The sequence below is a fragment of the Pediococcus stilesii genome, from assembly GCF_001437075.1.
In the GTDB taxonomy this organism is placed as follows: Bacteria; Bacillota; Bacilli; order Lactobacillales; family Lactobacillaceae; genus Pediococcus; species Pediococcus stilesii.
This window is the reverse complement of the sequence record NZ_JQBX01000010.1, coordinates 1-19,526: the sequence shown is the minus strand read 5'-3', so window position 1 is coordinate 19,526 and position 19,526 is coordinate 1. Positions and strand designations below refer to the sequence as shown.

The window sequence follows — 19,526 nt, the reverse complement described above, 5'->3', positions numbered from 1 at the left end:
AGGAGTGGTCGTAATCAAAACAAAACAAAAAGTGCTATTGGAACTGTTAAAAAATCAAATGAAGTGGATATCGGGAAGTGAAATGGCGGCGGACCTCGATGTTAGTCGTGAAACCGTGTGGAAAAACATAAATGCGTTAAAGCATGATGGACACGTCATTGTTAGTAAAAAAAATATGGGTTATCGATACGAAAATAGTTCAAACCTGGATGAAACGGTCGTTAATTTTTACAAAGGTCAAGTTGTTGACCATGTATATGTGGAAGAACAGATGGATTCAACACAGGTAACCGCTAAAAATTTCTTGTTAACTAATACAATCGAAAAACCAATTGCTTTTTTAACTAATCACCAATTAAAGGGCTATGGTCGACGAGGGCGACAATTCTATTCGCCAGAATCTTCGGGCCTTTATCTCAGCGTGGTGCTTCCGCGACCGAAATTTGATGTGAACCAAGTCGGTTTGATTACCACGGGCGTGGCGTTAGTGGTGGCCAAAGTATTGGAGAATTTTTTAGATGAGCCAAATTTAAAATTAAAATGGGTTAATGATATTTATTTAAATGGTCGAAAAGTTGCGGGGATTATTACCGAAGCGATCACTGAAATTGAATACACGTCAACACAGGCGTTAGTGATTGGCGTGGGAATCAACTTAACAACCGATAATTTTCCAGAAGAATTGAGCGAAAAAGCTGGAGCCATTACGTCAAAGAAGGCAATTAACCGAAACCAATTAGCCGCTGAATTAATTACAACAATTATTAAGAACTGGGATAATTATTTAGATGGATCACTATTACCAGAATACCGAAAGCGTTCCTTAGTAATTGGGAACAGGGTTACCTTAGAAGTTGGCAATACGGCAGTTAGCGGAGTAGTTGAGGATATCGATGATACCGGAAATATCGTGATTAAAGACGGTAATGGAACGCAGCGCAGCTTTAATAATGGAGAAATTCAAAAAGTTAATATTTAATTTAATGGAAGCGAGATTGATGACCGCATTAAGTGTGGAATCAATCTCTTTTTTGTTTTGGACGTGTTATGATAGTGGGATACGCCAACTATAAGGAGATGAATTGCAAAATGAATAGTAAAAATAGAAAAACTTTGTATATTTTAATTATTGGAAATCTTTTAATATGTTTAGGAATTGGGTTAGTTATACCGGTCACGCCGTTTATTAAAAATTACTATCACTATTCCACAACTCAAATGGGGATAATGACGGCTTTATTTGCCTTTTCGCAATTTATTGCGTCTCCTTTGGTTGGAAGATTGTCCGATCGAATTGGTAGAAAACCACTAATTGTTGCAGGATTATTATTGTATGGTGTATCAGAAGTGATCTTTGCAATCTCAAATACATTACTTTTGTTCAATGTTTCGCGTGTGATTGGGGGCTTATCGGCTGCGTTATTTATTCCAACTTCAATGGCGTTAGCATCAGACGTGACGACGATTGACCAGCGAGCCAAAGTAATTGGCTGGATTTCCGCCGCATTCAGTGGCGGATTAATTCTTGGCCCAGGAATCGGTGGAATGCTGGCGAACATTAGCTATAAAACGCCCTTCTGGGTCGCCGCTGCACTGGGATTAATCGCCACAATTTTTACCCAAATGGTTATGCCAAAAACAGAGATCAAAATTGAAGAAGCCAAGATTACCGGAACTCCCAAAACTAGTGCGTTAAAAAGCGTTTTGACGGCTCCATTAATTATTTTATTTGCCATGATTTTCATTGCATCGTTTGGTTTACAGGGCTTTGAAAGTATCTACAGTATCTATGTTAATCAAATTTTTGGCTTCACCCTTGGAACGATTGCGTTGGTTCTAACGTTAAATGGAATTTTTTCGTTGATCCTGCAAGTTTTTATTTTTGATTTTCTAGTTCGAAAAATGGGCGAGGTGCGCTTAATTGGAGCGTGTTTCCTCCTAGGAGCAATTTTTGTCTTTTGGATTACGCAGGCACATACTCAAATCGAAGTAATTATTGCCACATTAGTTATCTTTTCAGCATTTGACATTTTGCGTCCAGCGATTACGACTTTGCTCACTAAGGAAGGGAAAAATAATCAAGGACTGATTAATGGCCTCAACATGTCACTGACAAGTGTCGGGAACGTTATTGGACCCATCATGGCAGGAATGTTAATGGATTACAATACGCATATTCCATATCTAATCGTGGCAGTAATTCTGTTTATTTCTTACGGAATTACGTTTGTGGTAAACTCTGCCATGAAAAGAGAAAAGTCCTAAAAAGTTAAGCGTGTTTAATTGATTTTAAACTCTGTAAGAAGTATAGTGTGGTTGTTGAAAATACCTTTACTTATAACGGAGGGATAATATGAATATTCAAAAGTAGTTAATTGTTATAGCAATTTTTATGCTCGCATCTGCCGTTTTAAATTCACTTCACGTTCTAAGCTGGTGGTCAGCAATGCTGTTGGTAGTTGTAGAGTTGTTTGGACTTTACATGATGGTGCATACGCAAGAAAAGAAATAATCAAGAGAATATAAAAAAGACGCTAGGCCATACGGAATGATTTCTTCGTACGGTTTAACGTCTTTTTAGCTAGTTTAATTCAAAAGCAAAGCGATTAACTTTATACCAGTTCTCCAGCCTTTGGACCAGCATCTAATGTCCAGATTGTATCAATTTCGATGACAACGGCCGCTTTAGCTGCGGGATGTCCACCTTTTTCAGCCCATTCTTTAGCCATATCAAAGTACTTTCCTTCTGTATAAGCTGTTGCGGTACCGCCAAAACGGTAACCTTTCATTGTTGGAAGATCAGCAACCGCTACAATTGCCTTTCCGTTATCCTTGATATTACTGTAAATCTGTTTTCCAGTCATTTCATTGTAAATAAGATGGCTATCATCTAAAACGCGGAGGCTCATTTTAGGGCCGACATCTGGATTACCATCATGATCAACGGTTGCGATGTAAGCCAGGTCCTTATCAAAATATGCCTTCATATCATCAGTCATTACTGACATGTTCAATTCCTCCTAAAAATCTATTTTTCATTCACTTACAAAAAGTATTGTAAAACTGTTGACATTTTGAAGCAACAGATATATTTTAGTAAATGTACTTACAAAAAGTAAGCAATAATTTTAAAAAATAAACATTATTAAATATACACGCACAGGAGAGATTGAAAAATGGCAAAAATGAAAGCAGGACAAGCATTAGCACAAGTTTTGAAAAGCTGGGATATTGACCATATTTATGGAATTACAGCAGACTCAATCAACAATACGGTTGATGGACTTTATCAAGAACGTGATGGATTGGACTATATCCAAGTTCGTCATGAAGAAGTTGGTTCACTTGCAGCAACGGCAGATGCAAAGTTAACAGGTAAAATTGGAGTTAGTTTTGGATCAGCTGGACCTGGTGCAACACACTTGTTCAACGGATTATACGACGCAAAAATGGACCACGCTCCAGTACTCGCAATTGTGGGTCAATCAAGCACGGAAGTTATGAATACTAATTTCTTCCAAGAAATGAATCAAGATCCAATGTTCATTGATGTTGCAGTTTTCCACAAGCAGGTAGTTAGTGCTGAACAGATTCCTTACGTTGTTGACGAAGCTATCCGCGCCGCATATGCACAACATGGACCAGCTGTTGTAATTATTCCGGACAATTTATCCGGTCAAGAAATTGACTATGCGCCAATGAAGACGGCTAAAGTTTATAGCAACGCGACGAAGTCTGATATTTCTGAAGAAGCAATTGATGAAACAGTCAACATGCTAAGAGAAGCAAAGCATCCCGTACTTTGGATTGGTCGTGGAGTAGCAGGCGCACGTGAACAAGTAATCGAATTATCACAAAACTATCAAATGCCCGTTGTATCAACGGTTCCCGGAACTGGAATTATTCCATCAGACCATCCAAGTTTCATGGGCTCAATGGGACGTCTTGGTACAAAACCAGCTTTTGAAGTAGCACAAAATGCGGACTTGATTCTTTTTGTTGGAACTAACTTCCCATTTGCGCGCTTCTGGCCTGAAAACGTTAAGGTTCTTCAAGTTAACAATAGTGCAGAAGACCTTGGAAAGCAGCATGATGCAGACTTTACAATTTTAGCCGATGCTAAAGATTTCTTGAATGATCTGTTATCACGAGGTGTAAAACTTCCTGAAAGCAAGTGGCTAAAGGCTGCACAAGAAGATAAAGCAAATTGGGACGAGTGGTTACTTGATTTATCTAAAGATGAAAGCAAGGGCCTTCGTGCTGAAAGCGTAATGGAAGCAATTAAGGAAAATGCAACGGATGAAACCGTCTTTGGCCTTGATGTTGGTAATAATACTGAATGGGCAATTCGTCAAATCCCATTAAATAAGGATCAAAAATTCTCACTATCAGGTTGGTTCGCTACCATGGGCTACGGATTACCAGCTGGAATGGCTGCTAAATTAAGCTACCCAGATCGCCAAGTTGTAACAATTTCTGGTGACGGTGGATACGCAATGGTAATGCAAGATTTGATTACCGAAGTTAAATACAACATGCCAGTTATCAACGTTGTTTTGGAAAATAAAGCATTTGGTTTCATTGGTCATGAAAAGTTAGTTGCTGGACAAGCTCCTTATGGAATTGAACTCCAAGGTGCAGATTGGGCCGGAATTGCCGAAAACATGGGCGCAATCGGATTAACTGCAACGGATCTTCCATCATTGAAGGCTGCTTTTGATAAGATTAAAGAGCTTGAGGCAGCTGGAAATACAAAACCAATTGTTTTAGATGCTAAGATTGCAAACATCGATCCCGTGGACACTGCATTCATGCCACTTGATCCAAAGATCTTTGACAAGGAAACAATTGACGGCTTCCGTGCTCAATACGAGTTAACAGGTAACCAACCAGCATTGAGTGAAATTTTGGATAAGGATTAGGATGTGAAAGAAGCCGGGTAGAAGTTGAGGATTAGTCTAGCTATGACTAATATCCATGGGCTTGGTGGATGTTGGTCATGGCGTAACTAACCGCAGACTTCTGGTTTCTGGAACTCAACTAAAATCAGGATACGCAGAAAGATGGGCTGAGTTTGAGGACTAGCATAGTCTGGTGCAAGGACTTGCGAAGCAAGGCATTTTGCTGGACGTAGCTATCCGCAGAACTCAATCTTTCGAAGTTCAACTAAAGTAAGGATATGAAGAAAGGCAACTAAGGGTTGAGTATTAACCTAGCTAAGCCCAGTATCCATTGGTTTAGTGGATGGTGGGTTTGGCGTAGTTAAACGGAAGAAGCAGATTTTCGTAGTTCAACTAAACCAAAATGCTTCGAACCCAACCTTCCAAACTTAATCGAAATAAATAATTTTTTAACCGCAACGGTCGGAACAATTCCACCGTTGCGGTTTTTTGATGGAAAATTGTTTAAAAATGAGTTGCTTTAGATGATAATAATTGTCTGTCAGAAACGAAGCGATTATTATGGTGGTAGTAAAAGTTAAGATTAAATGTTTTTGTTTGGAGGAATGCTTATGAAAATATTGATTATTGACGGCGTTGGTTTAATTGGGGAGACAATCGCTCGAAAACTTTTAGAAAATGTTGAATTGAAATTTTTTTCAAAAGATCCGATGAATTTAGAGATTCATGGTGAAAATGTTGAAAGAATTAATGGCGATGTCCAAAATGTTGAACAGTTGATGGTGGCGATGGCTGATATTGACCGAGTTTTGGTAATACCATCTAACGACGATTTACCTCAGGTGATGCAAGGATTAATAGAAACGATGTCGGAAAGAAATGTTCAGAAAGTCGTTTTTATCGTTCCAACGGAAGTTTACGATGAAAATCCCGCGCAAATAGAAATTGAGGGAGACTTAAAAGATGATTTGCTTTTGAGAAATATCCGCGAAGCAACGGATGAAATTGAAAACTCAGGGATTAATTACACGATTATTCAGCCAGATTGGTTTGATAACCCTCAAGATCGGTATCGGATTGCTCAAAAGAAACCAGCAGCTAATGGTTACGATACCGATTTGCAAAAGAAATGTGTAGATTTAGCGATTCGGGCGTTGATTAGTGAAGACTATGCCGCAAGAGAAAGCCTTAAGGTTTAGTAAACCAAAGATTATGGTAATTCGAAGTCGCTTTACTGCTAAACTAAAACCGTTTTTGCTACAATTCAATTGAGAAAATCATTTGGAGGGATGCAAGATGGATTTTGACGTGTTGTTTATTGGTAGTGGTCAAGGAGCTTGGAATGGCGCGATTCCAATGAGTCAAGCCGGACTGAAAGTTGCCGTAGTGGAAGAGGGACGCTTTGGTGGCGTATGTACAAATCGGGGATGTAACGCAAAAATCACACTCGATCGTCCCGTCGAAATTTTACGTCAGGTTGAACAGCTACAAGGAAAGGGATTTGAATCGACGCCGGCATTAAATTGGGCGGATTTAATGTCACACAAACATGAAGTAATTGACGGTTTGGCTGAGGGAAATCGAATGAAACTGGTCAATGCGGGTGTGACTAACATTATTGGTCATGGAAAATTTATTGATGCCCACACGATTGATGTAAACGGTCAGCAGTATACAAGTGAAAAAGTAGTGATCGTCGCAGGGCGTCATCCACATCGAATGGATATTCCAGGAAGCGAGTTATTTCACGATAGTACCGATTTTTTAGTTATAGAAGAAATGCCGGAAAAATTGGTAATCATTGGTGGAGGATACGTGGCGATGGAATTTGCAACGATTGCAAATGCTTTCGGCAGTGATGTGACGATGATTCTACGTGGAACCAAGGTTTTAAGAGATTTTTATCAACCGTATGTTCAAAAAATTGTTACAGATTTGAAAGAGCGCGGTGTTAAGTTTAATTTTGATGAAACTCTTACAAAGGCTGAAAAAATCGGCGAGAAAATTCGGCTAACCGGCAGTGACGGATACCAGATAACGGCAGATTACGTTTTAGATGCTACGGGGCGGATTCCTAACGTCACGGGGATGAACTTTGATGAAATTGGATTAGATTACGATAATTTGAAGGGCATTCCAGTCAACGATCATTTAGAAACCAATGTTAAAGATGTTTACGCAACCGGTGATATTGTTGATAAAAATTTACCAAAAATCACGCCAACTGCAATCTTTGAGTCCATGTACCTATCGCATCTTTTTACCGGTGAAACGGATAAAGCAATTCACTATCCGGCAATTGCATACACGGTGTTCACTTCCCCAAGACTGGCTTCCGTGGGGGTAACAGTGGAAGAAGCGCAGTCAAAACCTGAGCAATACCGCGTGGAAGAATTTGACTACGCAACGGATTGGTTCCGCCAGGTTGGGAATGAAAATAAGGGTGGATTAACAGTGGTTTACGACAAGGAAAACATCATTGTGGGAGCTACTAGTTATGGAAACGATGCGGTTGAAACGATTAATGGGTTAACTGACATCATTGAAAATCGGACATCACATGAAGATGTTGAACGATTAATCTATATTTTCCCAAGTATCGCTCATTCCTACATGAGAAAAGTATAAAGTTTGAACTTTGGAACGTATTAAATCAAAAGCTAATCGGCATGATGCCGGTTGGCTTTTTTAAATAATAATATCTGTGTTAACTTTTGTTTGATAAAAAGATATATAATGAAACTATAAATTACATTCAGGAGGCGGATATCATGATTAATACGATGAATCGACTAGATGAGTTAAAGAAAATTGCAACGACATTGATAAAATTGGATGCGGTTTCAAGATCGAAGCGACGGTTATCTAAGATGATTGTGAGTGGAATTGATGATATATTTGTAGTTGAACAAGCCGATGATGTAGACATTGACGAATATTTACGAACACGGGCATTAGATTATTGGTTTTACCCAACGATGGATGTTGAGAAGCTGGTTCCACAGCTGGCCAGTCAAATTGATGAAAAATGGGAAATTCAAAATGGGGACGATCGGTTAGTAGAGACGTGCTTAGAAACGGTTATGGCTTATCATCCAGTTAATTTAAAAACAAATTTAGGTGACTTCTTGAAATCAGATCCGTCAACAGCCGATTTGGCAACAGTAGATGGATTCGACATCGACCAAATTAACCAAATCTTAGTTGAGCGGGATATTCGGGCTGTCCCAACCAACCGATCGGAGTAAAAATGGATAAAATCGAAAGTTATTGGAATCAATTTAAAAAAGAGCATGAAATTCAAGCGTCAAGCTATGAAGCCTATAGCTTTGGACTAGGCGTAGAAGTAGAGGATGAACTGGCTAGCTTAGTGCAAAAAGGGATAAAGACGGCCACGACATCAACGTTTGATTTATATGAAGAGGGTGAACACGTTCCACAGGCCGGTGATTACAACGTAATTTTAGATGGATCAGGGAATCCAGTTTGCGTGACGAAGACACTGCTGACAGAGGTCGTTCCTTTCAATCAAATCATGGCTGAACATGCTTATCATGAGGGTGAGGGCGATCGTTCTTATCAATATTGGCATGATGTACATGTTGATTTTTTTAGTCGAGAATATGCGGAGGCTGGACTGGTATTTACAGAAAACGTTCCTTGTTTATGTGAGGTCTTTGAAGTTGTAAAATAGGACAAAACGGCATGGAGGAACAATTATGGCTAAAAAACAATTAACAAGATCAGAGGTTCCAGTTGAATTGACATGGAACGTCGATGATATTTTTGCGAATAAATCAGAATTTGATCAAGCGATTGAACACCTCGAATTAGATATTGAGCAGTTAAAAGGGTTCTCTGAATCGGGAACTGAAAATGCTGATAACCTATTACGGCTAACCGAATTACTATATTCCAGCGAAGAACTGCTGATGAAGGTCTATGGATACGCAGCTCGCATTAATGATGGAGATACTGCCGACCCCTATGGGAACGATCTAATTAATCGGGCATTGTTGATTGTGAATAAGTGGGAAGCAGCCGTATCATTTTATGATCCCGCAATTACCAAGTTATCAAGTCAGCAGTTGGACCGTTTTTTAACTGAACAACCACTTTTAAGCAAATATGAATTTAATTTACGCCGAATTCAGCGCCAGGCTGAACACACTCTTTCTCCGGCGGAAGAAAAATTATTGGCACAGCTACAGCCAGCCGTAGATGATGCAGCGGAAATTTCGACGAAACTTGATGATGCCGATTTAGATTTTGGTGTGATTAAGGATGAAAATGGAGAAGAAGTTCAATTAACTAACGCTACAGCGAGTGAATTTGCAACTTCATCAAACCAAGAGATGCGTAAAAGGGCTGCAAAACAGGTGGCGGAAGCATATCATTCAGTAAGAAATACATTTGCTTCAACTCTAAAAAGTCATGTTCATGCTCAAAACATTGTTGCTACAATTCGTCACTATGAAAGTGCGCGGCAAATGAACCTTGATGATCAGAAGATTCCTGAAACAGTTTACGATACGCTGGTGAAAACGACGCATAAGCATTTGGACTTGATGCATGATTACTATGCCTTTCGTAAAGAATATTTGGGCTTAGATCAGATGTATCAGTTTGACCGACATGTCCCACTAGTGGCGGATGCAAAACTCAGCCTAACTTTTGAAGAGGGTAAGAAGGCAACGATGGCCGCTTTAGCACCATTGGGTGAGGACTATCAGGAATTTTTAGAAGAAGAATTTAGCCATCGCTGGATTGATTCAGCCGAAAACAAAGGAAAAAGAAGTGGCGGATACGAAGATGACGTTTACGGTGTGCATCCTTATATTTTGCTAAACTGGAACGACATTTATGACAGTACTTCTACGTTGGCACATGAATCGGGACATGCTTTACAAAGTGTTTACACGGATAAAGCTCAACCATTTTGGTATTCTCAGTATCCAATCTTTATTGCTGAAATTGCGTCGACATTAAATGAAAGCTTACTAAATCATTACATGTTGGAAAAATATGCAAATGATCCTCAAATTAAAGCGTTTATCTTAACTCAAGATATCGATAATTTTATTGGAACGGTTTATCGTCAAACTTTATTTGCTGAATTTGAGCATTTCATTTATACGGAAGACGCAAAGGGGACCACGCTAACGCCAGATCTACTTGCGGATAAATTTAACGGTTTGTTTGAGGAGTATAACGGAGACGCGATCACGAAACTCCCATGGGCAGATGATACGTGGGCTCAAATTCCACACTTTTACTATGATTACTATGTTTATCAGTACGCAACCTCAAGGGCAATCGCTGTATCACTTGCTGATGACATTATTTCTGGTAAACCAGGTGCATTAGAAAGTTATAAAGAGTTTCTTTCGGCGGGAGCCAGCGATTATCCCGTTGATATCGTAAAGCGTGCGGGCGTTGACGTAACGAAGGCCGACTATCTCGACCATGCCTTTAAACTATTTGGACAAGAAGTACATGAGTTGAAAAATAATTTATCGAAAAAATAATTATTTGAAAAATGCTACTTTTATATATAATAGACCCCCAATATTTTCTTATTGGGGTATAATTGAGACGTGAGCAATTAGAGTAATTCTCCTCCAAAGAATGAACGTAATGATTGCTGACAAAAATTGGTAAAGTTCTTTACCTTAACGAAAGAGTTCAACGACCTTGTTTGGTTGTTGGACTCTTTTTTGTATTATGATTTTTATGGTTCTACAATATCTGTTGTTGATGGACAATGATTCATCGTCTGTCGACACCTTTTTTGTTCAAAGAGACACGGCCCGGCCCAGCCCAGCCCTTATCTCTAATGTTGCTGTAATCCAACAACCACATGAGAGGATTACAAAATTAAATAAATTCAAACAATTAGCTTATATTATTGAAGTTTTAACGCTTTAGAAATCATAGGTATAGAATTTATATTTAAAACAAGAAAAGAAAACCAATCCATTTACGAATTGGTTTTCTTCAATTGTTTTCATCAATGTTTGTTGACTTAGAGTCTTATTTTTAAACTATTAAAACTCATTTAAGGAATCGTATTAAATAATACAGCTCCTAGAGCTCCACCAACTAGTGGTCCTAAAATTGGAACCCAGCTGTAGGCCCAATCAGAGTTGCCTTTGTTGGCAATTGGCAGAATTGCGTGGGCAATCCGCGGTCCAAGATCCCGAGCGGGGTTAATTGCGTAGCCGGTGGTTCCTCCAAGTGAGAAACCAATTGCGGCAATTAGGACACCAACAACAATTGGATTAAGTCCATCGGTAAAGTTACCTCGAGTGAAGGTTAGAAGTGCGAAAACTAAAACAAAAGTTCCGATTAACTCACTAATAAAGTTCATTCCATAACTTCGAATCGCTGGTCCAGTGGCAAAAACGCCTCGGATCGTATCTTCGTCTTTGGTTTCTTTCCAATGGGGGTAGTAGTGAATCCATACAATAATCCCACCAAGCAAACCACCTAGGATTTGAGCGATGCTGTAAGGAATTACGCTTGACCATGGGAATTTACCAGCAATTGCCATTCCCAGTGAAACAGCCGGATTTAAATGGGCTGGACTTAGGAATGCCGAAGCATAAACACCTAATGTAACGGCTAGTCCCCAACCAATCGCAATCGCAATCCAACCGGCACCTTCGGCTTTAGACTTTTTCAAGCTAACACCGGCAACAACGCCGTCACCAAGTAAAACTAGAATAAACGTCCCGATAAATTCACCAAGTAATTGGAGTGATAAACTATCGTGCATGCGCAGTACCTCCTATTTTAGGTAGCTAAGACTTGCTTCGTCGATTGTGTCTTGCAATTTCTTAGCTTGTGCGTCGCGTTCTTCATCTGACCAGTCAAAGTAACGAGCCATTTCATCAACAACGCCCTTCTTAATATCATCAATTGTATCGTGATGGAAGAGAAGATGGTTCGTCCGGCGAAGAAGGTAATCAACTGGAGTTAATGTCATTTCTTCGTTCATTGAGTAGTGAAGGCTGATCGTTTCAGCGAGAGTCAAACCTTCTGCAGGTTCAATCTTACCAATTTGACTAAATACACGAGCAGCATTTGAACCAAAGAGGTTGGCAATCTGTTCGGCTTCCTTCTTTGAAAGGCCACTTTCAATTCCTTGTTTAGCAAAGAAGGAGATGGTTGCGTCAACGTTGTTTGGATCAATATCGCCACCAGAAACTTGGAGATGTTTGGAATCGATCGCATTGAATGTTTCGCCGAAGTCCTTCTTTAGTAGGTTAGAGATTAAGGCGATTGCACCGGCAGCCATCTTCCGGTAATCGGTAATCTTACCACCAGCAAGGGTAATTAAACCATCGTCAGCGACTTCAAGTGAACTACCACGCGAAACGGCTGAAGGATTTAATTTGTTTTCTGAGAGGGTACTTTCAAGATTGTTTAAAACATCTTCAACATCTTCACGGGAAGCATCTTTATTTTCGAACTTATTAACAATATCAATTACTTCATCAAAGCTGTCAGAAGTGATCTTACCAGAATTACCACCATTGTAGTCAGAGCTACCGTTTGATGAAATTAGTGGGCGAAGTCCTGCCCAACTAGCTTCAATATCATCAAGCGTGATATTAACTTCTGGATAGTGGGCGTTAATAATGCTAAGAAGGTAGTCGACATCTTCTTGTTCAACGCGTGGATGTAAGAAGTCGCCCTTGTAGTCCGTGTCAGTTGTACCGAAGTAAGTCTTATCTTCACGCGGAATTGCGAAAATCATTCGTCCGTCGCCCTTACCAGAGTCAAAGTAAGTTGGCTGTGGAACGTTTAGACGTTCGCGGTCGACAACTAAATGAACTCCCTTAGTTGGACGCATTTGTGGAGTTACCTTTTCGGCATCGTCCATTTCACGAATAAAGTCTGACCAAGGACCGGTAGTGTTAATTACTAATTTAGCGTGGATGTCAAATTCTTCTCCGGTAAGTAGATCTTTAACGTTAACCCCGTTAACACGGCCTTTTTCATCATGGAGAATGTGTTGAGCCTTGATGTGGCTAACCATTAATCCACCGTTTTCGTGCGCCTTCTTGATGTTTTCGATTACAAGACGAGCATCGTTATTACGAAAATCAAGATAAACACCACCACCAAGTAAACCTTTAGGATTCAATTGTGGTTCGCGTTGAAGAACTTCTTCCTTTGAAATAGTGTAGTTGGTGAATTTAGGATCAGTCACACCAGCTAATTGGTCGTAAAGGTTCATTGCCACTTTAACTGAGAACATGTCAAAAGTTGATCCTGGTTCATCATAGATTGGAAGTAGCATTGGATCAGGGCGTGGAATGTGTGGTGCAACGCCTTGAACAACGGCCCGTTCTTTAACTGTATCGGAAACTACTTCAACATCGAAATTTTTAAGGTAACGGATTCCACCATGAACTAATTTAGTTGAACGAGACGAAGTACCTTCAGCAAAATCTTGCATTTCAATTAAGGCGTTGTTCATGCCCATTGCGCTTGCTTGAATCGCAACGCCGGCACCGGTAATTCCGCCACCAATCGTAAGCAAATCTAGTGTTTCATTTTTTAATCTTTCAATATCTTGTTTTCTACTAACTAATGAGAATGACATGAAATAAGCCTCCTAAGTTATTTTGATTGTCTTGGTTTATGTTTGAATTGACGGGTTGCTGCAACTGCTTCTTGCCATCCCGTGTAGAGATCTTCACGTTCTTCTTTACCCATTTTAGGTTTGAATACCTTACCAGGTTTGTATTCTTTCTTTAAATCATCGAGATCTTTCCAGAAACCGACTGCTAAACCTGCTAAAAATGCTGCACCTAGAGCGGTTGTTTCGAGATCGCTAGCACGGTCAATTTCAATTCCTAAAATATCAGACTGGAACTGCATTAAATAATCGTTATTTGATGCACCACCATCAACTCGGATGGAAGGAATATCAATTCCAGAGTCTTTTTTCATGGTGTTAATAACATCACGTGATTGATAAGCGAGTGATTGAAGAGTTGCCTTGATGAAATCTTCGCGGGTTGTCCCACGTGTGATGCCAAATACTGATCCACGAGCATCTGGATCCCAGTATGGAGCACCTAATCCAGTGAAGGCTGGAACAACGTAAACTTCGTTGTCATTATTGGACGCGATTGCTGCAGCTTCCGATTCGGATGCTTTTTTAAATAATTTCATTCCGTCTCGAAGCCATTGAATCGCTGAACCAGCAACGAATATACTACCTTCCAATGCGTAATAGACTTTGCCATTAATACCGTAACCAATGGTTGTTAATAAATTGTTATCAGATAATTGCGGTTTTTCACCAGTATTCATTACGGTAAAGGCACCAGTTCCATACGTATTTTTAACCATTCCAGGTTCGAAGGCTAGTTGTCCAAATAAAGCAGCTTGTTGGTCACCAGCCATTCCTGAAATCGGTACTTCACTACCATAGAAGTGATAATCCTTTGTCTTACCATAAATGGTCGAATTAGGCTTAACATCAGGTAGCATTGACTCTGGAATATTTAGTAAATCTAAAATTTCTTTGTCCCATTGTAGCTCATGGATGTTATAAAGCATGGTGCGGCTAGCATTTGAGTAGTCTGTGACATGAATGTCGCCATCCGTTAATTTCCATGTTAACCAAGTATCAATCGTTCCAAATAGTAACTCTCCACGTTCTGCACGTTCTTGAGCACCATCGACATGGTCTAAAATCCAGCGTATTTTGGTTGCCGAGAAATAAGCATCGGTCACTAATCCAGTCTTTTTATGGATCATGTCGCCATATCCATCTTTGAATAATTGATCAGCAATTTCCGATGTTTGACGTGATTGCCATACAATCGCGTTGTAAATTGGAAGTCCGGTCTTCTTATCCCACACAATGGTTGTTTCACGTTGATTCGTGATTCCAATTCCACTGATCTGGTTAGGTTTAATCCCTGACTCAATAAACGCATTGGCAATTGTCGATAAGACCGCATTCCAAATTTCGTTGGCGTTATGTTCTACCCACCCAGGTTTCGGAAAATACTGCGGAAATTCTCTTTGAGCGTCCGCCATTTTATTTCCGGCGTGGTCAAAAATAATTGTTCGAGTACTTGTCGTCCCCTCGTCGATGGCAAGAATGTATTTATCTGCCATTTCCGTACCTCCGTCTAGTTTAAAATAATCTTATTGAAGTTTTTAGTAAGCGCTTACCTGAACCTCTGGTAACATTATAAGTACTTTAGACGATATTGGAAAACAAAAAGCCTTTTTAGAGGCGGTTATTGATTTTTTACAACCTATACCAAAATGTGATTGATTTTAGGAAATTTGTAAATGAGTAATAAATAGGCATTTATTTAAAATCAGTACTATAATAAATGTTAAAGTAAAAGCGTTAGTAATAAACCACTTCAACTACATAATATATAAATCAGTAGAGAGGGGTATGATGAAGGTTGAAAATAAGATTGTTCTAACCGAGATGATTATAGGAATGGATGACCATCTGTACCATCGTGATACGATGCAAATTAGTGTTGCAGAATCAGTTGAAAAGCAGGCTCGTTCGCTTGAACGGTATAATTTGCCACTGTATGTTTTAACTAATACCGATCAACAAACGACGCAATCTAACGTTCACATGCTCCAAATCGAATTACCAAAGTATCAAATACCATTAAGTTTTTATTTTTTACGTTGGAGAATGGCGTTTGATTTTTTGCAAGCACATTCTGAAATAAAATGGGTAGCATTAACTGATGCTACTGACGTTGAACTTTTAAACTATCCGTTTGATCAATTAGAGGAAAACAGAATATATTTTGGTGATGAACCAATGTATATTTCAGGTTCAGATTTAATTATTCAAAATAAAAATCCAACCGTAATTCAAGGCTGGCTATGGGCTAATGGACACCTGATTGTCCTAAATCCAGGAGTTATACTTGGCAGTCGAATGATAATTTTAGAGTATCTAGGTGCTATGATTCAATTAATTAATGAGGAAGAGTTAAAGGCTGTGGATGATAGTTCAGTAGCCGGAATGGGTAATTTAGATATGGCGGTGGTTAATTATGTTGCGTACCGATATTTTAATCGGCGCTTAGTGCATGGACGACGGGTAAGCACTGTTTTTCATGAGCAACAGCAAAATCGCGGTTCGTGGTTTAAGCATAAGTAGGATGGGGGATATATTTTGAAGAGCGAAGATGTATTTCAAATTATTGGTCATAAAACTTGGATTTTTGAAGTCATCAATGAGGAAAATAATCCGGTTGTTATTTTTTTGGGTCAACAACTAGACCAAAATGGATATTTAATTATTCGTTTTGAAGAGGATGGAACCATTTCTTTTCCCACTCGTTTGGGATTTCTTCCTCCGGAGTACCGTGGGTGGCGCTTTGACGAAGTTAACCAGAAAATTATTTTCCTTAATGATCATGGTCAGGATGGACTACGAGCTTCACTACCGATACCAACAATTCATCAAAATTTAGTTATTAACATTATTGGAAGACGAGCACATTTTTTATTTACACCAGAAGTTGACCAACTAGAAGTTAATCGTGCATTAATGGGTGGTATAAATATTTACATGATTCCTCGTCAACACATCAGCCAGGCGTTGTTTACAGAGATGGATCGCCATAATTTTAACGTGATTGCATTGGGTGACCAATCTAGTTGGTTAGAGCAGCTCAGGGAAGCATACTGGTATTTGGTTAGTCATGACCAGGTTCAAAGGGTTATTATTACTCAAAAGCAAATGGATACTACTAACTTTGAATTAGCAAAAAAACTATCCTTTAAACGGGATAGTAAGGGAGGATTTCGAGTTGACTACGTTGCTGGTCAACGCGGAACTGTACTGGAATTCTTAAATGTTTTGTTAATTCGTATCCAAAAACAACGGGTAAGTGGTACAGAAATACTAAATGCCCGTCAAATTTTAGCCAATATTATTCGGGAGAAATTTACCGATCGCTTCGAAGTAGTGGAATAGCTACTTATGCATTAACAATGTTGAAAGTGCATAAATCAGGTTAGCGAAGACGATCCCGAACAGAATTACCCCAATTAAGATTTGGGCAAACTTTTTCTCGGGTGGCTTGACCTGCTGAGGTTTGAGCTTTTTTTCGTAAGTAATTCGTTGATTAATATCCTTATCTAAAAGGTTACGCTTTTCTTTTTTCATACCCCGATATTACAATGCCATTTAGTGGTATGTCAATTAAGAGGGCGATATATAATTATTAAGAAAATGAGAAACTTGAAGATGAAATTGAATGTTAACAGTTTTAAATTGAGAAAATATCGAAAAATCACAAACGAAGTATTGAGATTGGACTCAAAATATCGTGAATTCAGTGATAATCAGTTGAAAGATCGAACTAAGTATTTTCGTAAGCAATTAGAATCAGGACACAGTTTGGAGGAAATGTTACCGGATGCGTACGCCGTGGTTAGAGAAGCTGACTTTCGGGTGCTTGGAATGCGTCCGTTTGATAATCAAGTATTAGGTGCCGTAGTTTTACATTTTGGAAACGTTGCTGAGATGAAAACTGGTGAAGGCAAAACGCTAACGGCAACGATGCCAATGTATTTAAACGGGTTGACGGGTCCGGGAAATTTTTTAATCACGGCTAACAGTTATCTAGCTACACGTGATGCTGAGGATATCGGACAGGTGTACGAATGGCTTGGGTTAACCAGTACTGCCGGAGTTAGTGTTACCGACGAAGAACTTGATAAGGCTTTTGTTTATCAACACGATATTGTTTATACAACTAATAGTGAAATTGGTTTTGATTATTTAATTGATAATTTGGCCGATGATAAATCCAAGAAAAATTTACAAGGTTTTAACTATGCGTTAGTTGATGAGGTGGACTCTGTCTTGTTGGACTTGGCACAGACTCCGTTAGTGATTTCAGGGGCACCTAGGGTTCAGTCCAATCTTTTTGAATCATCGAATCGAGTGGTCAAGAATTTAACTGAGGACGTTGATTATGAGTTAAGTGATGATACTAAAAACGTATGGTTTACTAGAAAAGGAATCGAAAATCTAGAAAAATATCTTGGCATAAAGGGACTACTTTCAAAAAAATGGAGCGATCTTTACCGCCATTTAGTTCTAGCTTTACGAGCCAATACCTTAATGAAGAAAAATCAGGATTATGTCGTTGATAATGGTGAAGTAATGTTACTCGATGACGATAATGGTCGTGAATTAGATGGAATGAAGCTAGAAGCTGGGAGTCATCAGGCAATCGAAGCAAAGGAAGAAGTAAAGGTAACTGATGAGACTCGTTCGATGGCATCAATTACTCTACAGAACTTCTTTAAAATGTTTAAAAAGATTTCAGGGATGACTGGAACGGCAAAAACGGCTGCTCGTGAATTTATGGAAGTTTATAATCTACCGGTGCTTGAAATTCCAACCCATAAACCTAACGTTCGGATTGATCATCATGATGTTGTATATGCGAATATGGAAGAAAAATTAGATGCTACCATTGCTAAAATTAAAGAAGTTCATAAGATTGGTCGTCCGATTTTGATTGAAACGGGTTCTGTTTCACTATCAAGCTTATATTCAATGGCATTGTTAAAAAATGGAATTGCACATAATGTGCTAAATGCTCGGTCTGAAGCTCGAGAGGCATCGATTATCGCCGAAGCTGGACAGGAAGGAGCCGTAACGGTGGCTACTTCAATGGCGGGACGTGGAACTGATATTAAATTAGGAAGTGGCATTGCTGATAAGGGTGGTCTGCTAGTTATTGGGACCGAACGAATGGATAACCAACGAATTGATAATCAGTTAAGGGGCCGTTCGGGACGCCAAGGGGATCCTGGTGAGAGTGTTTTTTTGGTATCGCTGGATGATAAAGTTGTTATTGAAAATGGTCCAGAATGGGTAGAACGATATCGTCAAAAATTAGCACGTAAAAAGCAGCAAGGAAAACGAGTTGTTGGGTCTCCACTCAAGCGACGGTCGGCTCGTAGAATTGTTGATCGTTCACAAAGGTCGTCTGATAATTCAATGACGGATAGTCGAAAAAAATCGGTTCGAATGGATGATATTCTGCGGGTTCAACGAGGGCTAATCTATAACTTTAGGGATCAAGTTATGGAGGGTGAGCAGCTAGAGCAGCGTACACAACGAATTATAAGTAATATTTTAGATGAGTTTGTTAAACAAAGGCATCTAACGCTACCCAAGGTGATTGATTTTATTAATAATAATATTGACTATAATTTCTTTTATGACGACCGGCGACCAATTTCTTTGAACAATCGTAAACAGTTACGTAGTTATTTACAAGAACAAGTTAATAAAGGGTGGCAGAAACAACAAGTAACCTTGGACAATGAATTTAAACAGGGCTACTTACAGCGACTATCGATTTTAAAGGCGCTGGATGTGGCTTGGATTGAGCAAGTTGATAATTTGCAGCAATTAAAAACCGTGGTTGGTAACCGGTCAACGGGACAGCATAATCCAGTTTTTGAATACGAAAAAGAGGCCAAGAAGTCGTTTGAAAAAATGAAACGCTTATTCTGGAAAGGGGTCCTTCAAAATATGATGTTATCAGATTTAAATGTTAAAAAAGGGCTGTCCGTCAATTG

At 39.3% G+C, this 19,526-nt stretch carries 16 protein-coding genes; 11 read left to right on the top strand and 5 right to left on the bottom strand.

Translation table 11 applies throughout. The features are described from left to right. The first annotated feature begins 4 nt into the window (after nucleotides 1–4). Nucleotides 5–979, top strand: coding sequence for a biotin--[acetyl-CoA-carboxylase] ligase (locus IV81_RS05510; protein ID WP_236696834.1), 975 nt, complete (start codon nucleotides 5–7; stop codon nucleotides 977–979). Nucleotides 980–1,089: 110 nt separating this feature from the next. Beyond that, a complete protein-coding gene (locus IV81_RS05505) occupies nucleotides 1,090–2,265 on the top strand; it encodes an MFS transporter (protein WP_057802850.1) in 1,176 nt (391 codons plus the stop codon). Nucleotides 2,266–2,612: 347 nt separating this feature from the next. Here the strand turns inward: IV81_RS05505 and IV81_RS05500 are convergent, their stop codons facing one another. After that, nucleotides 2,613–3,008, bottom strand: a complete 396-nt coding sequence (locus IV81_RS05500; protein ID WP_057802849.1) for a pyridoxamine 5'-phosphate oxidase family protein — start codon at nucleotides 3,006–3,008, stop codon at nucleotides 2,613–2,615. A 168-nt stretch (nucleotides 3,009–3,176) separates the two neighbouring features. Between IV81_RS05500 and spxB the strand changes: the two genes are divergently transcribed. The 6 genes from spxB to pepF all read left to right on the top strand — a co-directional run bounded on the left by spxB (nucleotide 3,177) and on the right by pepF (nucleotide 10,429). After that, on the top strand, nucleotides 3,177–4,922 hold the full coding sequence (gene spxB / locus IV81_RS05495) for a pyruvate oxidase (protein ID WP_057802848.1): 1,746 nt from the start codon (nucleotides 3,177–3,179) through the stop codon (nucleotides 4,920–4,922). A gap of 590 nt (nucleotides 4,923–5,512) precedes the next feature. Then, on the top strand, nucleotides 5,513–6,100 hold the full coding sequence (locus IV81_RS05490) for an NAD(P)H-binding protein (protein WP_057802847.1): 588 nt from the start codon (nucleotides 5,513–5,515) through the stop codon (nucleotides 6,098–6,100). Nucleotides 6,101–6,197: 97 nt separating this feature from the next. Continuing rightward, on the top strand, nucleotides 6,198–7,529 hold the full coding sequence (locus IV81_RS05485; RefSeq protein WP_057802846.1) for a dihydrolipoyl dehydrogenase family protein: 1,332 nt from the start codon (nucleotides 6,198–6,200) through the stop codon (nucleotides 7,527–7,529). Between the two features lie 143 nt (nucleotides 7,530–7,672). Next, on the top strand, nucleotides 7,673–8,149 hold the full coding sequence (locus IV81_RS05480; RefSeq protein WP_057802845.1) for a hypothetical protein: 477 nt from the start codon (nucleotides 7,673–7,675) through the stop codon (nucleotides 8,147–8,149). 2 nt (nucleotides 8,150–8,151) lie between these two features. After that, entirely contained in the window at nucleotides 8,152–8,595 is a 444-nt protein-coding gene (locus IV81_RS05475) for an ASCH domain-containing protein (RefSeq protein WP_057802844.1), read from the top strand. A 25-nt stretch (nucleotides 8,596–8,620) separates the two neighbouring features. After that, complete coding sequence (pepF, locus tag IV81_RS05470) at nucleotides 8,621–10,429, top strand: oligoendopeptidase F (RefSeq protein WP_057802843.1); 1,809 nt, start codon at nucleotides 8,621–8,623, stop codon at nucleotides 10,427–10,429. 530 nt (nucleotides 10,430–10,959) lie between these two features. On the opposite strand, the gene IV81_RS05460 is transcribed toward pepF, so the two are convergent. Genes IV81_RS05460 through glpK form a run of 3 tightly spaced genes read right to left on the bottom strand, consistent with a single transcriptional unit; the run spans nucleotide 10,960 to nucleotide 15,047 of the window. Next, the gene (locus tag IV81_RS05460; RefSeq protein ID WP_057802841.1) at nucleotides 10,960–11,679 is read right to left on the bottom strand and encodes an MIP/aquaporin family protein; all 720 of its coding nucleotides are present in this window, start codon (nucleotides 11,677–11,679) and stop codon (nucleotides 10,960–10,962) included. 12 nt (nucleotides 11,680–11,691) lie between these two features. Further along, nucleotides 11,692–13,515 (bottom strand): type 1 glycerol-3-phosphate oxidase, encoded by a 1,824-nt coding sequence (gene glpO, locus IV81_RS05455; protein ID WP_057802840.1) that lies wholly within the window; start codon nucleotides 13,513–13,515, stop codon nucleotides 11,692–11,694. A 17-nt stretch (nucleotides 13,516–13,532) separates the two neighbouring features. Beyond that, nucleotides 13,533–15,047: a glycerol kinase GlpK gene (gene glpK / locus IV81_RS05450; RefSeq protein WP_057802839.1), complete on the bottom strand. Its 1,515-nt coding sequence runs from the start codon at nucleotides 15,045–15,047 to the stop codon at nucleotides 13,533–13,535. A gap of 295 nt (nucleotides 15,048–15,342) precedes the next feature. Between glpK and IV81_RS05445 the strand changes: the two genes are divergently transcribed. Further along, the gene (locus IV81_RS05445; RefSeq protein ID WP_057802838.1) at nucleotides 15,343–16,074 is read left to right on the top strand and encodes a hypothetical protein; all 732 of its coding nucleotides are present in this window, start codon (nucleotides 15,343–15,345) and stop codon (nucleotides 16,072–16,074) included. 15 nt (nucleotides 16,075–16,089) lie between these two features. Next, nucleotides 16,090–16,896, top strand: coding sequence for a hypothetical protein (locus IV81_RS05440; RefSeq protein ID WP_057802837.1), 807 nt, complete (start codon nucleotides 16,090–16,092; stop codon nucleotides 16,894–16,896). Here IV81_RS05440 and IV81_RS05435 read toward each other — a convergent pair whose 3' ends face one another. Beyond that, nucleotides 16,897–17,088 carry a hypothetical protein gene (locus IV81_RS05435; protein ID WP_057802836.1) on the bottom strand — a complete coding sequence of 64 codons (192 nt, stop codon included), beginning with the start codon at nucleotides 17,086–17,088 and terminating at the stop codon, nucleotides 16,897–16,899. Nucleotides 17,089–17,169: 81 nt separating this feature from the next. Here IV81_RS05435 and secA2 point away from each other — a divergent pair. Further along, nucleotides 17,170–19,526 (top strand): accessory Sec system translocase SecA2 (secA2, locus tag IV81_RS05430; RefSeq protein ID WP_057802835.1); only part of this gene is annotated, 2,357 nt, incomplete at its 3' end.

Excerpts from the sequence above, each read along its gene's own strand:
- IV81_RS05480 (WP_057802845.1), top strand. The coding sequence starts at position 7,673 with ATGATTAATACGATGAATCGACTAGATGAGTTAAAGAAAATTGCAACG.
- IV81_RS05435 (WP_057802836.1), bottom strand. The coding sequence starts at position 17,088 with ATGAAAAAAGAAAAGCGTAACCTTTTAGATAAGGATATTAATCAACGA.
- glpO (WP_057802840.1), bottom strand. The coding sequence starts at position 13,515 with ATGTCATTCTCATTAGTTAGTAGAAAACAAGATATTGAAAGATTAAAA.
- IV81_RS05460 (WP_057802841.1), bottom strand. The coding sequence starts at position 11,679 with ATGCACGATAGTTTATCACTCCAATTACTTGGTGAATTTATCGGGACG.
- IV81_RS05505 (WP_057802850.1), top strand. The coding sequence starts at position 1,090 with ATGAATAGTAAAAATAGAAAAACTTTGTATATTTTAATTATTGGAAAT.
- glpK (WP_057802839.1), bottom strand. The coding sequence starts at position 15,047 with ATGGCAGATAAATACATTCTTGCCATCGACGAGGGGACGACAAGTACT.
- IV81_RS05485 (WP_057802846.1), top strand. The coding sequence starts at position 6,198 with ATGGATTTTGACGTGTTGTTTATTGGTAGTGGTCAAGGAGCTTGGAAT.
- IV81_RS05475 (WP_057802844.1), top strand. The coding sequence starts at position 8,152 with ATGGATAAAATCGAAAGTTATTGGAATCAATTTAAAAAAGAGCATGAA.
- pepF (WP_057802843.1), top strand. The coding sequence starts at position 8,621 with ATGGCTAAAAAACAATTAACAAGATCAGAGGTTCCAGTTGAATTGACA.
- spxB (WP_057802848.1), top strand. The coding sequence starts at position 3,177 with ATGGCAAAAATGAAAGCAGGACAAGCATTAGCACAAGTTTTGAAAAGC.
- IV81_RS05490 (WP_057802847.1), top strand. The coding sequence starts at position 5,513 with ATGAAAATATTGATTATTGACGGCGTTGGTTTAATTGGGGAGACAATC.
- IV81_RS05445 (WP_057802838.1), top strand. The coding sequence starts at position 15,343 with ATGAAGGTTGAAAATAAGATTGTTCTAACCGAGATGATTATAGGAATG.
- IV81_RS05500 (WP_057802849.1), bottom strand. The coding sequence starts at position 3,008 with ATGTCAGTAATGACTGATGATATGAAGGCATATTTTGATAAGGACCTG.